Origin of the sequence: Streptomyces sp. NPDC058198 (assembly GCF_042882605.1) — a bacterium.
In the GTDB taxonomy this organism is placed as follows: domain Bacteria; phylum Actinomycetota; class Actinomycetes; order Streptomycetales; family Streptomycetaceae; genus Streptomyces.
In genome coordinates this window covers 1-12,989 of record NZ_JBHVVP010000010.1, presented here as the reverse complement: position 1 = coordinate 12,989, position 12,989 = coordinate 1, and the positions used below count along the sequence as shown (strand labels likewise).

The 12,989-nt window shown below is 70.2% G+C and carries 13 protein-coding genes; 3 read left to right on the top strand and 10 right to left on the bottom strand.

Translation table 11 applies throughout. The annotated features are described in order from the left end of the window. Positions 1 to 410: 410 nt before the first annotated feature. Together ACFVWW_RS26605 and ACFVWW_RS26600 are read left to right on the top strand one after the other, a co-directional pair. Complete coding sequence (locus ACFVWW_RS26605; RefSeq protein ID WP_384186794.1) at positions 411 to 1,157, top strand: IPT/TIG domain-containing protein; 747 nt, start codon at positions 411 to 413, stop codon at positions 1,155 to 1,157. 158 nt (positions 1,158 to 1,315) lie between these two features. Next, a complete protein-coding gene (locus ACFVWW_RS26600) occupies positions 1,316 to 2,623 on the top strand; it encodes an IPT/TIG domain-containing protein (protein ID WP_384186797.1) in 1,308 nt (435 codons plus the stop codon). Positions 2,624 to 2,750: 127 nt separating this feature from the next. On the opposite strand, the gene ACFVWW_RS26595 is transcribed toward ACFVWW_RS26600, so the two are convergent. The 5 genes from ACFVWW_RS26595 to ACFVWW_RS26575 form a co-directional block, all read right to left on the bottom strand. After that, entirely contained in the window at positions 2,751 to 4,052 is a 1,302-nt protein-coding gene (locus tag ACFVWW_RS26595) for an ice-binding family protein (RefSeq protein ID WP_384186799.1), read from the bottom strand. A 253-nt stretch (positions 4,053 to 4,305) separates the two neighbouring features. Then, the gene (locus ACFVWW_RS26590; RefSeq protein ID WP_386878055.1) at positions 4,306 to 5,526 is read right to left on the bottom strand and encodes an aspartate ammonia-lyase; all 1,221 of its coding nucleotides are present in this window, start codon (positions 5,524 to 5,526) and stop codon (positions 4,306 to 4,308) included. A gap of 59 nt (positions 5,527 to 5,585) precedes the next feature. After that, on the bottom strand, positions 5,586 to 6,668 hold the full coding sequence (locus tag ACFVWW_RS26585) for an asparaginase (protein ID WP_384186805.1): 1,083 nt from the start codon (positions 6,666 to 6,668) through the stop codon (positions 5,586 to 5,588). Further along, positions 6,665 to 7,414, bottom strand: coding sequence for a FadR/GntR family transcriptional regulator (locus ACFVWW_RS26580; RefSeq protein ID WP_386878054.1), 750 nt, complete (start codon positions 7,412 to 7,414; stop codon positions 6,665 to 6,667). Before ACFVWW_RS26580 ends, ACFVWW_RS26585 begins: the two co-directional genes overlap by 4 nt. A 111-nt stretch (positions 7,415 to 7,525) precedes the next feature. Next, complete coding sequence (locus ACFVWW_RS26575) at positions 7,526 to 8,155, bottom strand: SAM-dependent methyltransferase (protein WP_384330608.1); 630 nt, start codon at positions 8,153 to 8,155, stop codon at positions 7,526 to 7,528. A 95-nt stretch (positions 8,156 to 8,250) separates the two neighbouring features. Between ACFVWW_RS26575 and ACFVWW_RS26570 the strand changes: the two genes are divergently transcribed. Further along, on the top strand, positions 8,251 to 8,841 hold the full coding sequence (locus tag ACFVWW_RS26570; RefSeq protein ID WP_384186812.1) for a helix-turn-helix domain-containing protein: 591 nt from the start codon (positions 8,251 to 8,253) through the stop codon (positions 8,839 to 8,841). Positions 8,842 to 8,857: 16 nt separating this feature from the next. On the opposite strand, the gene ACFVWW_RS26565 is transcribed toward ACFVWW_RS26570, so the two are convergent. The 5 genes from ACFVWW_RS26565 to ACFVWW_RS26545 all read right to left on the bottom strand — a co-directional run bounded on the left by ACFVWW_RS26565 (position 8,858) and on the right by ACFVWW_RS26545 (position 12,759). After that, on the bottom strand, positions 8,858 to 9,388 hold the full coding sequence (locus ACFVWW_RS26565) for a S26 family signal peptidase (RefSeq protein WP_384330605.1): 531 nt from the start codon (positions 9,386 to 9,388) through the stop codon (positions 8,858 to 8,860). After that, positions 9,385 to 11,283, bottom strand: a complete 1,899-nt coding sequence (locus tag ACFVWW_RS26560) for an ABC transporter ATP-binding protein (RefSeq protein ID WP_386878053.1) — start codon at positions 11,281 to 11,283, stop codon at positions 9,385 to 9,387. The genes ACFVWW_RS26565 and ACFVWW_RS26560 overlap by 4 nt, the downstream gene beginning before the upstream one ends. Then, positions 11,280 to 11,822 carry a redoxin domain-containing protein gene (locus ACFVWW_RS26555; protein WP_384330599.1) on the bottom strand — a complete coding sequence of 181 codons (543 nt, stop codon included), beginning with the start codon at positions 11,820 to 11,822 and terminating at the stop codon, positions 11,280 to 11,282. Before ACFVWW_RS26555 ends, ACFVWW_RS26560 begins: the two co-directional genes overlap by 4 nt. After that, complete coding sequence (locus ACFVWW_RS26550) at positions 11,810 to 12,505, bottom strand: MauE/DoxX family redox-associated membrane protein (protein ID WP_384186822.1); 696 nt, start codon at positions 12,503 to 12,505, stop codon at positions 11,810 to 11,812. The genes ACFVWW_RS26555 and ACFVWW_RS26550 overlap by 13 nt, the downstream gene beginning before the upstream one ends. Before the next feature lie 68 nt (positions 12,506 to 12,573). Beyond that, positions 12,574 to 12,759, bottom strand: coding sequence for a hypothetical protein (locus tag ACFVWW_RS26545; RefSeq protein WP_384186824.1), 186 nt, complete (start codon positions 12,757 to 12,759; stop codon positions 12,574 to 12,576). Between the last annotated feature and the right edge of the window lie 230 nt (positions 12,760 to 12,989).

Below are 12,989 nucleotides of genomic sequence, written 5' to 3'. Positions count from 1 at the left end.
AACCAATTCTGTCGTTGCGTCGCCCTGCGCGCCGCAGCGCACGTGGGTCCGACCAGCCAACGCCCCGTTCCGGGCTCGTGCCGGCGGCGATTTCCCACCTTCTGCACATGAGCGGTACGTGGTCCTGTCCGCGTACACGGCACGACTCTGGCGGCCACGGTCCACGACCCCGTGCGGCAGCCGACTGTGGACGAGTCCGCACTCGTCGACACCGTCGCTACCCCCAAGAGGTCTTCTCCGGCCGGCAGTTCAGAACCCGCGATGCGGAAATCCCCCTCCACGGGGCGAGTTCGGCATCCCACCCGGCCCCGACGTTCCGAGTGCGGCGGCAGTAGTCCGATGGCCGGCCCGCACCCCCAACCGGAGCCAACAACCACTTTCATGCGCGTAGTTCACTCAGGAGGAGCACCATGCCTATCTCTCCGAACCAGGGATCCACCGGGGGCGGTACAACCGTCACCATCACCGGCACCAACCTCTCCGGCACCACCGCGGTGAAGTTCGGCTCCAACCCGGCCACCGCCGTCACCAACGTCTCGCCGACGCAGGTCACCGCGGTCTCACCCGCGGGCTCCGGCACCGTCGGGGTAACGGTGACCACCCCGGGCGGAACCAGCAACCCGATCTCGTTCTTCTACGTCGGCGCGCCGTTCAAGTCCGGTCTGAGCGACACCTCGGGCGCCACCGCGGGCGGTAACACCGTCACCATCAGCGGCACGGGCCTGTCCACCGCGACCGGTGTGTCGTTCGGTGCCAACACGGTGACTCCCACCGTGGTGTCGGACAGCCAGATCACTGCCGTCGTTCCCGCGGGCGCGGCGGCCGGACCGGTGGGAGTCAGTGTGACCACCGCCGGGGGCACCAACAACGGCCTGTCGTACACCTATATCGACGCGCCCACCATCGTCGCGCTCGCTCCCACGTCCGGTCCGACCTCGGGCGGTACCGCGGTGACCATCACCGGCACCAACCTCACCTCCACCAACCAGGTGACCTTCGACGGCGCTCCGGCACCGTTCTCGGTCATCAACGCGACCACGGTGTCCGCCGTCACCCCGCCCGGAACCGCCGGCGCGGTCGACGTCACCCTCACCAACCCCGCGGGCACCGCCACGGACGCGGGCGCCTTCACCTACGCCGCGGGTCCTGGCATCTGATCCACGCCCGGCACTCAACTGCCGGACCGCACAAACGTCCGCCCGGCCGGGGCCGCGTCCCCCCGGCCGGGCGGGCCAGCCATCAATCGACCACCGCCGCCCGGCTCGGAGTTCGGGCCGCGCCCCGACCCACGATCCCCCTGGACAGGAGAATGGCCATGGAGACCCCCGGCAGCCCACTTCCTCAAGCTGCCCACCCGTCGGCCGCGCTGGCCGCACCCGTGATCACCGTGAGCACCCCCTTTTCGGGGATCGCCGGGACCACGGTCACGCTGACGGGTACCGGATTCACCGGCGCGACCTCGGTCACCTTCGGTGGCGTACCCGCGACGTCCTTCAACGTGGTCTCCGCGACCCAGATCACCGCGGTCGCGCCGGCCGGCGCGGGAACCGTACAGATCGTGGTGACCACCTCCGGGGGCACCAGCAACGGCATCAACTTCACCTATGCGACGGCCACCGCGGTGATCACCAGCGTGGTCCCCAACCAGGGGCCGGTCGCCGGCGGGAACACCGTCACGGTGAGCGGCAGCGGTTTCACCGGGGCGACCGCGGTTCGCTTCGGCACCACGAACGCGGGCTTCATCACGGTCTCCCCGACTCAGATCACCGCGTACGCCCCGGCGGGCCCGGCCGGCACGGTCAATGTCACGGTCGTCACCCCGGGCGGCACCAGCAACGGCGTCCCCTACAGCTACGTCAACGTCCCGACACTCAGCGGCGTCGTGCCCAGCCAGGGACCACTCGCGGGGACGAACACGGTCACCCTGACCGGGACCAATCTCACCGGCGCCACCGCCGTTTCCTTCGGTGGGCACGCGGCGACCTCGTTCACGGTCGTCTCCGCGACGCAGATCACCGCGGTGGTTCCCAGCGGGAGCCCCGGTGGGGTTCCTGTCACCGTCACCACACCGGGTGGGACCACTGCCGGCACTGTCTTCTACTTCTACGTCGCCCCACCCACCCTCACCGCCGCCACTCCCGGTTCTGGAGCTGTCGCCGGCGGCACCTCCGTGACACTGACGGGGACGAATCTCCTCGGGACCACCGCGGTGCTCTTCGGCGCCACGGCGGCCACCAGCTTCACCGTCGTCTCCGACACGCAGATCAACGCGGTCGCTCCCGCCGGAGCCGGCGGCACGGTCGCGGTCACCGTCACCACCCCGGGCGGCCCGAGCAACGGCGTGGCGTACACATACGTGGGCGCCCCGACCGTCAGCAGCGTGGCTCCCAACCAGGGGCCGTTGTCGGGCGGCAACACGGTCACCCTCACCGGTACGAACCTGACCGGTGTCACCACGGTGCAGTTCGGGGGCGTGTTCGCCGGATTCACCGTGATCTCCGACACCCAGCTGACGGCCACCGTTCCGGCCGGCGCCGCCGGCACGGTCAATGTCACGGTCACCGCCCCCGGCGGCACCAGCGCGGGCGTCCCCTACACCCGGCTCGCCCCGCCCGGTATCTGAACCAACAGGGCGACGCGCGGCGATCTCCACGAGATCCGCCGCGCGCCGCCTGTTCCAGCTGTATCGATTCCAGCTGTATCGATCCGGTCGCTTCAGCTACTCACACTGCTTGCGACACGCCGGTGATTCAGTACCCGGCCTTGCAGGGGACGAAGGTGGCCTGCATGGCGCGGTAGTCGCCGCCGTAGCCGTCGTCCTTGCCGTAACCGCCCTTGTTGCCGTGGTCCTTTCCGTGCTTCTTCTCGTGCTTCTTGCCATGGTGCTTGCCGTGCTTCTTGCCGTGGTGCTTGCCGTGCTTCTTGCCGTGGTCACAGCGACCGTGCGGGGGCCGACCGCCGCCGGTGGTGCCACCGGTCGTCGTGGAGCCGGTGGTCCCGCCCGTCGCCGTACCGCCGGTCGTCGTCGCGCCGGTGGTGCCACCCGTCGCCGTACCGCCGGTCGTCGTGGCACCGGTGGAGCCGCCGGTCGTCGTACCACCGGTGGTGCCGGCAGTCGTCGTGGCGCCGGTGGTGCCGGCAGTCGTCGTACCACCGGTGATGATGCCGCCCGAGGTGATTCCGCCGATGACGCCCGTGGTCGTGCCCGTGGTCACACCTGTGGTCGTGCCCGTGGTCACACCGGTGGTGGTACCCGTGGTGGTCGTGGCACCGGTCGTGCCCGTGGTCGTCGCGCTGGTCGTGCCACCGGTGGTGACGGTGCCACACGCGCCGCGGCTGATGACGTTGGTGTCCATCGTCACCGAGCCATTACGGGCGAGCGCCCGCCCATTGACCGTCGCGCCCGTGTTCAGCGTGATCGACGTCAGCGCCAGGATGTTGCCCACGAAGTTGCTGTTCGTGCCGAGCGTGGCGGAGCTGCCGATCTGCCAGAACACATTGCAGGGCGAAGCCCCGTTGATCAGGAGCACCTGGCTGGCGCTCGCCGTGGTGAGGGTCGATCCGACCTGGAAGATCCAGACCGCGTTGGGGTCGCCCTGGGCGTCCAGAGTGAGCGTCCCCGTGAGCCCGATGGATGACGAGGCGTTGTAGACGCCCGGTACCAGGGTGAGCCCACCGAGGTCCCCGGCGATGCTGCTGTCGGGGGCCTGGCCGGCGGCGTTGTTGTACGCCGTGGTGAGGTCGGTCTGCGCCTGGAGAGCGACCGCGTCCGTGGGGTGAACAGCTCCGTTGACGATGCCCGGCGGGAACCCGGTGATCGACGTTCCCGGACTTACTCCAAGGTCACCCGTGACCACGGAGGGGCCGGTGTTGGTAACTGACTGACCACCAAGAACCGCGAAAGTGGACGCGGTACCGAGAGGTACGGCTGTGCCGATGGCCTGCGCCCGTGCCGGAGTCACCGCGACCGCGGCAGCGGCGATCAACACGATCGCCGCGAACCAGCTGGAAAGGATGCGCCATTGAGCCGCGCAAAGGGTGTTCGGTTTCATTGAGGGCTTACTCCCGTGGGGAACGGTGGAATTGTGCGGCTCTCATCGAACCGCGAAGTCTCTTCCCAGCAAGCGCCCCAGCGATTTCCATTGGCCATGAAATGCCATGGAGATGCTCGCGGGAGGAGGCTGATCCACAACGTAGCCGATACAAAATATTCCCGTGCGTCGCATTCGAGTGAACTCGCGTACGTGTTCTCAGGAATTAAAGAACACAGCGTAAGGGCTCAGCTATCGTGTTACTGGTTATTGACTACGAGCGTGTCGCCCCGAATGGACCAGCGTTGGCGGTGATACCGGATACGCAGCGCTCCGCGAGAGTGAGGCAGGCGGCCCGCAAATGGGTGATGCTCTCCGAGAGGGAGTGCAGGATGATCGGCTCGAAGGCGTTGAGCCGCAACTGCCCGGCCTCGGCGGCCATGGTGATCGTGACATCGTTGCCGATCACCTCGAAGGCCACCTGGTTGACGACCTCGGGGATCACCGGGTTGACCTTCCCCGGCACGATGCCGGAACCCGCCTGGACCGGCGGCAGATTGATCTCCGCGAAGCCCGCGCGCGGGCCGGAGGAGAGCAGGCGCAGGTCGTTGCAGGTCTTGGAGAGCTTGACCGCGATGCGCTTGAGCACGCCGGACAGATGGACGAAGGCCCCGCAGTCCTGGGTCGCCTCGACCGGGTTCGCCGCGGTGACCAGGGGCAGGCCGGTCAGGGCGGCGAGATGGCCCCGGGCGGCTTCGGCGTACCCCTGGGGGGCGTTGAGGCCGGTACCGACAGCGGTCGCGCCGAGGTTGATCTCGTGTACGAGCAGCACGGCCTCGGCCAGGCGGCTCCGGTCCTCCTCCAGCATCACCACGTACGCGGAGAACTCCTGACCCAGCGTCATGGGCACCGCGTCCTGAAGCTGGGTGCGCCCCATCTTGAGGATGTCGCAGAACTCCTCAGCCTTGGCGGCGAATGCCTCGCGCAGGATCGCCATCGCGTCGAGCAGTTCATGTACGGCGATGATCGTGGCGACGTTGACGGCGGTCGGGTAGACGTCATTCGTCGACTGTCCGAGGTTGACGTCCTCATGCGGATGCAGGTGGCCGTAGTCGCCCTTGCCATGGCCCAGAATCTCCAACGCCCTGTTGGCGATGACCTCGTTGGCATTCATATTGGTCGACGTACCGGCGCCGCCATGGATTACGTCGACGACGAACTGGTCATGCAAAAGCCCGTCTTCCCGGATCTCCCGGCAGGCGGCGGCGATGGCGCCGGCCTTCTCCGGGGTGAGCAGCCCGAGGTCTTCGTTGGCGCGGGCCGCCGCTTCCTTGACGGCCGCGAGCGCGTTGATCAGATGCGGGTACGCGGCTATCGCCGTACCGGTGATGGGGAAGTTCTCCGAGGCGCGCAGGGTGTGGACCCCCCAGTACACGTCGGCGGGTATGTCGCGCTCGCCGAGCAGGTCGTGTTCGCGGCGGAGGCCGGCGGCCATGGCGCGGGTGTCCCTTCGTCAGGCGGTGGGAGTCGCCGGCGCGCGGATACGGAGCGGCGTCACGCCACGGGCGAGACCGCCGGGGCGGGCCGGGCGGACGGACGTGCGGATGGGGCGAGCTCGGCGAAGAAGGGGGCCAGCGCGCCCGCCGCCCGCAGGCTCCCGACTGTCACCCCGCCCCCGGTGACCGGCGTACGTTCGAATCCGGCCAGGCTCTTCGGGTCGACTCCGCAGAGCGCGAGGGCCGCCGCCGTCACCGGCATCCGGGCGCGGTCGGCGCCGTCGGCTATCTTCACGCCGACGGCCCGCCCGTCCGGCAGCGCCGCGATCTGCACACCTTCGAATCCGTCCTTGGCGAGGAGGCCCGGCACCGCGCGCATCAGCCGGGCGACGTCCCGCCCGCTGCCGGAGACCATCTCGGGGTGCTCACGCATGGCGTGCGCGACCCGGCCCTCGTGCGTGTCGGACGCGGCCGTCGCGAGCCGGGCGGCGGCCCGGGTGAGGCCCTGCAGGGATACGGAGAACAGCGGCGCGCCACATCCGTCGACCGTCACCCGGGCGATGCGCTGTCCTGTGAGGTCCTCCACGGTCGACGCGAGCACCTGCTGCAGCGGATGCCCGGGGTCGAGGTAGCTCTCCAGCGGCCAGCGCCTGGCCCGCGCGGTCATCAGCATGGCGGCGTGCTTGCCCGAGCAGTTCTGGGCGAGCCGGGTGGGTCCGAGGCCACTGCGGATCCACTCCTCGCGCAGCTCCGGTTCGTACGGCAGATCCGGGACATTGCGCAGGTCGTGCTCGGTCAGCCCGGCGGTGTGCAGGATGCGCAGGGCGGTGGCCAGGTGCCGTGCCTCACCGGAGTGGCTGGCCGCGGCGAGCGCCAGTGCCTCGGCGTCCAGCGGCGGAAGTCCCGCGCGCAGCAGGCCGACCGCCTGGAGGGGCTTCAGCGCGGAGCGCGGGTAGAACGCGGCCTCGATGTCGCCCGCGCGGAATTTCACACTGCCGTCCGCGGCCAGCACGACGACCGAGCCGTAGTGCACGCCCTCGATGACACCTCCGCGCACGACATGGGCAAGGGGGACATGGGCGGGTTCGCGGACGGCGGGCCGCTCCCTCGGGGTGGGGCGCGGCGTGGTGGGGTGGCTCACGCCTGGTCTCCGTCTTCCGTGCGGGAATCCGTGCGGGAATCCGTGTGATGGGGGGACCGCACGATGGTGGTCAGGGTCGACTCGACGCGCGCGAGATGGTGGGTCATGGCCGCCACGGCCTCCTGCTCGGAACGGTCGACGAGCGCGTCGACGATCGCCCGGTGCTCCCGGTTCGACTGCTCGCGCCGTCCGCCGAGTTCGTTGAGGAACGCCGACTGGCGGGCCAGCGCGTCACGGATCTCCTCGATGACTCTGCGGAAGACCGGGTTCTGGGCCGCCTGGGCGACGGCGAGATGGAAGACGGTGTCCATCGCCACCCACGCGGTGGTGTCGGTCTCCCGCTCCATCCGCTCCAGCAGGTGTGCGAGGTGGTCGAGGTCCTCGGGGGTACGGCGCACGGCCGCGTACCCGGCCACCGGGATCTCCACGTGCCGGCGCACCTCGAGGAGGTCGCTCGCCGAGTAGTCGCCGAAGGTCGGATCCTCCACCGGTCCGTTGGAGACGACGAAGGTGCCCTTGCCGGTGCGCGAGACGGTGAGCCCCATCGTCTGCAGAGCGCGCAGCGCCTCACGGAGCACGGGCCTGCTCACCTCCAGGCGGCGGCAGAGCTCCGCCTCGGAGGGCAGCTTCTCCCCCACCTCGTACTCGCTCCGCTCGATGGCGCCGCGCAGATGGCCCAGTACGGCCTCCAGCGCGCTGATCCGCCTGGGCACATCACCAGCTGTCTGGCTGTCTGACAGGTTCACTCGCGCATCCTCGAACGCGCATCGGAGAACTGTCAAGCCGTGGGGCAGGTCCGGCGACCGCACCGCGGCGGCCGAGGTGTCTCGGCGCGGCCGCCGCGTCCATGGCCTGCTTCAGCGCCGCCTGATCTTGAGGGCGTTGTCCGTCCGGGTCGTCGGCCGGCCGTCGGGGCCCGTCTGGCTGCGCTGGTGTTCATCGCTGAGCAGCACGTCCCACTGCCCGTCCGGGAGTTCCAGCGATGCGAGGACCTCTTCCGGCGTGGGGAGGTGCACGCGGGGATGGGGATTCGGCTCCCAGGAGGGGTACCCCGCGTGTCCGACGACGAGGAGTACCCCGCCCGGCGCGACGGCCGAGGCGGCGGCCCGCAGGATCTTCTCGCGCGGCATGTCGCCCGGGGAGTGCAGGAACTGGGCGGAGACGAGAGCGAAGGTGCCGGCGGGGAAGGACGTACCGAGGTCGTGCCGTTGCCAGTCGATACGGTCGGCGACGCCCTCGGCCGCCGCGTGCCGGGCCGCACGGTCGAGGGCGACGCCTGAGATGTCGGTGGCGGTGACACGCCATCCCCGCTGTGCGAGCCAGATCGCGTCGGCTCCCTCACCGCACCCCAGGTCCAGGGCGCTGCCGGGCTCCAGGCCGGTGATCTCACGGACCAGGACGGTGTTGGGGTTCCCGCTCCAGATCCGGTCGCTCTCCCCGTAACGGCTGTCCCAGAACTGCTCTTCGGTGGCGGTGTCGTCGGTCATGGGTGCGTGGCCTCTTTCGTCTCGTCAGGTCGGACGATGGTGCGGCCGCACGGAACCGTTTGACAAAGCTTCTTGCCGGGACGGCAAATGGAGGGATGGCAGACGATGACTTCTCGAGCGTCCTGACCGCCGTGGGCCCGCGCCTGCGGGCCCTGCGCCGGGATCGCGGCAGCACCCTTGCCCAGCTGAGCGAAGCGACCGGGATCTCCCTCAGCACGCTCTCGCGTCTGGAGTCCGGCCGGCGCAAACCCACCCTGGAGCTGCTCCTGCCCCTGGCGAAGGCGTACGGCGTGCAGCTGGACGAACTGGTGGACGCGCCGGCGACCGGCGACCCACGCGTCCATCTGCGCCCCTTCACCCGCCACGGAATGACGTTCATGCCCCTGACCCGCCACCTCGGCGGGCTGCACGCCTACAAGCAGATCATCCCCGGCGGACAGGGGGGATCCGGGGAGCTGGAGCAGCGGGTGCACGAGGGCTACGAGTGGCTCTACGTCCTGGCCGGCCGGCTGCGGCTGGTCCTGGGCGAGCACGACCTCGTCCTCACCCCCGGGGAAGTCGCCGAGTTCGACACCCGCACCCCGCACGCCTGGGCCGGCGCGGGACCGGAGCCGGTCGAATTCCTCAGCCTGTTCGGACGGCAGGGCGAACGCATGCACGTGCGCGCCCGCCCCGCCGGCGCGTAACCCTCCCCCCGCCCGGTCAGGACGCCCTCGTGGACGGCGGGAGGCGCCGCACGACGGTTCCCAGCACGCGGTCCGTGGGGAAGAAGCCCAGCTGCCGGGAGTCGAGGCTCTTGGCCGCGTTGTCGCCGGTCAGGATCAGTCTGCCCGGCGGGATCAGCCGGCCGCCGGTACCGGCCAGGGCCGGGAAGCCGGTCCCGGGGACCGGGGTGCCCGGGACCGCGGCGATGCGTTTGATCATCCAGTGGCGGCCGGCGACCGCGCCGGAGGACTTCGGGAGCGGCGGGGGCGGAACGAATCGCGTGGCGTCCGCCACGGGGCGTTCCACCACAACGACCTCTCCCGGTACGAGCAGCGGCTGCCGGTGGACGAGGACGCGGTCGCCGTCGTGGTAGACCGGCTCCATGCTGGCCCCGCGGACGGTCACCACGACCAGGCGGCGTCTCAGCAGAGCGTGGAGCACCGCGCCGGCGCCGAGCGCGGCCGCGGCGAGTGGCAGGAGCTGGCCGGCCGGGCGGGACGCCCGCGCCCGCGGAAAGGCGGCGGTCATGGCGTCGCCGCCGGGGCCGGAAGCTCGGCGGGGGCGGCGAATTGGTAGCCGGACGCCTGCAGCGTGAAGAGATGCGCGTACTCACCCCGCGCCGCCATCAGGGCCGTATGGCCGCCCTGCTCGACGATCCGGCCTTCGCGCAGGACGACGATGGTGTCGGCCTCGCGTACGGCGCTGAGCCGGTGCGAGATGAGCAGGCTGGTCCGTCCCGCGCGGTACCGCCTCAGCGCGGTGTGGATCTCCTGCTCGGCCTCGGCGTCGAGACCGGCGGAGGGTTCGTCGAGGATCATCAGCTCGCGCCGGTCACGAAGGAGCGCGCGGGCGAGGGCGAGCCGTTGCCACTGGCCGCCCGACAGCACGACGCCCGCTCCGGAGTCCGAGTCGGAGTCTGAATCGGAATCGGAATCGGACTGGGGGCGGGTCTCGGTCGTCTCCATGAAGAACATGCGCGACAGGAGCGTGTCGTAACCGCGCGGGAGTGCGGCCACCGTGTCGTGGATTCCGGCTCTTCGCGCCGCCGTGTGTACGCGTCCGGTGTCGGAGAGGGCCGCCAGGTCACCGAGGGCGATGTTCTCGGCGGCCGTCATGTCGTATTCCATGTAGTCCTGGAAGACGACACTGATGCGCTCCCGTATCTCCTTGACGTCGGTGTGCCGGATGTCCACGCCGTCCCAGAGGATCGCGCCTCGGGTGGGGTCGTAGAGGCGGCAGATGAGTTTGACCAGCGTGGACTTACCGGCTCCGTTGAGCCCTACGAGCGCCATGGCCTTGCCGTGCGGGATGTGCAGATCGACGCCGCGCAGTACCCACGGGTGACTGTCGGAGTAGCGGAACCATACGTCGCGCAGGGTCAGGCCGTCGCGCAGGGCGGGCAGGGGTCGCGGTGACGTGGGCGCCGTGAAGTCCGGGCCCGCCGTGGTGACGACGACGTAGTGATGGAACATCAGCAGTGCCTGGTGCGAGCGGGCGGCCTCATGCGCGAGGCCGGCGAGGCCGGTCTGCACGCCGCCGATCGCGGCGATGAGGATCACGATGCCGCCGATGGTGAGCGTCCCGGTCCGTGCGGCGTGCACCGCCCACAGCAGGCCGCCTCCCGCGAGCAGGGCGGTGAGGAAGCCGAGTCCGGCCTGTGTGACCAGCTCGCGCCGGTCCAGCCCGCGCTTCGCGGCGTTCGACGCCCGGCGTTCGGTGAGCATGCGTCCGCGCAGAAAGGCGCCGGTGCCGAACAGCCGGATCTCTTTCGCGGCCTCCACGCTGGACAGCAGCGAGGTGTAGAAGAACTCCCGCCGCTCCGAGGGCCCGATGTCCCAGAACACGCGCGCCCGGCGGCGCGACAGCGCGATCTCGGCCGCGAGCGTCGGCATGCCGGACAGCAGGACCAGTACGGCCATGAGGGGGCTGAGCAGGAGCAGCGAAGCCGTGAATCCGGAGAGCGTGATCACCGAACGTGCCACTCCCAGAAGGCCGTCCACGGTCTGGTTGGGGCTCGTCCTGCCCGCTTGCTGGGCGATCCGCAGATGGTCCAGGAACCGCGGATCCTCGAAGCGGCCGAGGCCGGCCAGTCCGTCCACCGCTCTGAACAGCCGGTCCTGGGCGAGCAGGCCCGCCTCGCGGTCCATCTCGGACCTCAGGTACTGCGTCAGCTGGGGGACCACGGCGGCCATGACTCCCATGCCCGCGAGTCCGGCGCCCACCGCGATCAGGGTCTCCGTCGCCGCGTCGCCGACCAGGCCGTCCAGGAGCTCCTTGGTCAACCAGGCGGTCGCCACCGGCAGTCCACCCGCGGCCAGCGACAGCACGGTGTACAGCGCCAGGGTGCCGGGCGCCGCCGCGACGGCGAGGGAACACGCCGCGAGAACACGCCGGACCAGGGGGCCGGGGCGGGCCTCGCTCATGCCAGTGCCACGGCCGGGTGGTCCAGCCGTACCTCGTTGGCGGCGACCATGAGCCCGCCGTCGTCATGGGCCGACACCCGGAGCAGCGTCGGGTACGCGGCGGTCTGGAAGGCGGTGTGCAGCGGACCTTCGCGGTCCTCGACCAGCACCCGTGCCACCGGGGAGAGCTGGGTGGTGAAATCCGAGGCCTCGTCGATACCGCCCACCACGACGGCCAGGACCTGGTCCCGCCCGCCGGGCAGCGTCCGCGCGTGCGCGACGAACTTCGGCAGCTTCTCCTTGCACGGCTGACAGGTGGGCGAGAAGAAAGCCACCAGTGAATCCGGCTCCACCCGGTCGGAGTTCACCGTTTCCCCGTCGATCGTGACCGCGGTGAAATCGCCGACTTTCTCGCCGACGGCGATGGTGACCGGCATTCCACCGGCGCCCGCCAGCATTTCGGTGTGCTCGCGCAGTCGCTTGACCACGCCGAGGGTGAGAATCAGGTCCGCCAGGGCCACCAGGCCTACGAGGACCACTGCCGCGATCAGGAAAACCATGACGTCTCCGTGACGTTCGGGGCGGGAGGAATACGGTGTCCCGCGTTCTTGGGGAGGGGCTGGAAGAGGTCGAGAATGGTGTCGGAAGCGATCACCAGCCAGGCCAGCAGCAGACCGGCGGCCACGGCCACACTCACCCCGGCCGCGTGCACAGGACCGGTGCCGAGGCCGGCCGCCGCACCGAGCACGGCGCACAGCGTGAGTACGGCGTTGCGGGCCAGGTGCCGGGGGCCGAGCGGAACCCGGGAGGCGCCGAAGCACCGGCAGGGTTCCCGCGCACCGCGGTTCACCGCACGGGCGATGCCGATCGTGAACGCCGCCAGCAGCCCGGCGGCGATCAGCAGTCCGGCCGGCGCCGCCGGCCGCACCGGGGTGGCGAGCAGCGCGCAGACCGCGAACTCGGCCGCCACGACGGACGCCGCCACCGGCCGCACGAGCGCGGCCGGCAGCACCCTCATACCGTGCACCGACGCGGTGAACTGGTCGAATGCCGTGCGCCCGCTGATCTTTGTGAGGAAGGAGACCAGGAACACGCCGCCGATCAGACAGCGTATTCCCAGCGCCAGATACAGCACCGCGTACTCCTCGGGGTCCGGACGGAAGCTCGGGGGCGGCCCCTTCGCCACAGCGGTTCGCGAGGAGCCGCCGAGCCCGGTGGCGGACGCACCGCCACCGGGCGACACGCGCGGGAGAGCCGCGCGGAGGTGGACATGCCGTCACGATCGCCGCGACGGCACAGTCCGGGGGTCCGCTACGAGCACCGGACCTCGGAGCAGCCGGAGCCGTCGCAGCAGTAGCCGCGGCACGGGCCGTAGTTGCACTCCATGCACTGCGCGAAGTACTTCCAGCCGCAGGCCGCCGACGCGGCCGAGGCGTCGGCGCTCGGCACCAGCCGCTCGAGCATCCGCGCACCCATTGTTTCGAGCCTCTTGAGCATGTCCAACTCCTTTGACCGACCGGGACAGAACGGGGATTCCCTTTCACGGATTCTCTTCTCGGAGATTCCCTTTCCGCGGATTCCCTTGGCCTGAGTATTGCTGCCGCGCCCCGCCCCGGTCTTGTAGAAAACCGACCTAAGGGCTGTCCCGTAATCCGTGGCGGGCGCACGACGACAGCTACGGCACCTCGCTGCGTTGTCGGAACGCCCGAATACATCCAGTATGCGGA

What these genes read in the sequence shown, in the direction of transcription:
- ACFVWW_RS26545 (WP_384186824.1), bottom strand. Translation starts at nt 12,759, where the DNA reads ATGCTCAAGAGGCTCGAAACAATGGGTGCGCGGATGCTCGAGCGGCTG.
- ACFVWW_RS26570 (WP_384186812.1), top strand. Translation starts at nt 8,251, where the DNA reads ATGGCAGACGATGACTTCTCGAGCGTCCTGACCGCCGTGGGCCCGCGC.
- ACFVWW_RS26565 (WP_384330605.1), bottom strand. Translation starts at nt 9,388, where the DNA reads ATGACCGCCGCCTTTCCGCGGGCGCGGGCGTCCCGCCCGGCCGGCCAG.
- ACFVWW_RS26595 (WP_384186799.1), bottom strand. Translation starts at nt 4,052, where the DNA reads ATGAAACCGAACACCCTTTGCGCGGCTCAATGGCGCATCCTTTCCAGC.
- ACFVWW_RS26605 (WP_384186794.1), top strand. Translation starts at nt 411, where the DNA reads ATGCCTATCTCTCCGAACCAGGGATCCACCGGGGGCGGTACAACCGTC.
- ACFVWW_RS26575 (WP_384330608.1), bottom strand. Translation starts at nt 8,155, where the DNA reads ATGACCGACGACACCGCCACCGAAGAGCAGTTCTGGGACAGCCGTTAC.
- ACFVWW_RS26590 (WP_386878055.1), bottom strand. Translation starts at nt 5,526, where the DNA reads ATGGCCGCCGGCCTCCGCCGCGAACACGACCTGCTCGGCGAGCGCGAC.
- ACFVWW_RS26555 (WP_384330599.1), bottom strand. Translation starts at nt 11,822, where the DNA reads ATGGTTTTCCTGATCGCGGCAGTGGTCCTCGTAGGCCTGGTGGCCCTG.
- ACFVWW_RS26560 (WP_386878053.1), bottom strand. Translation starts at nt 11,283, where the DNA reads ATGAGCGAGGCCCGCCCCGGCCCCCTGGTCCGGCGTGTTCTCGCGGCG.
- ACFVWW_RS26600 (WP_384186797.1), top strand. Translation starts at nt 1,316, where the DNA reads ATGGAGACCCCCGGCAGCCCACTTCCTCAAGCTGCCCACCCGTCGGCC.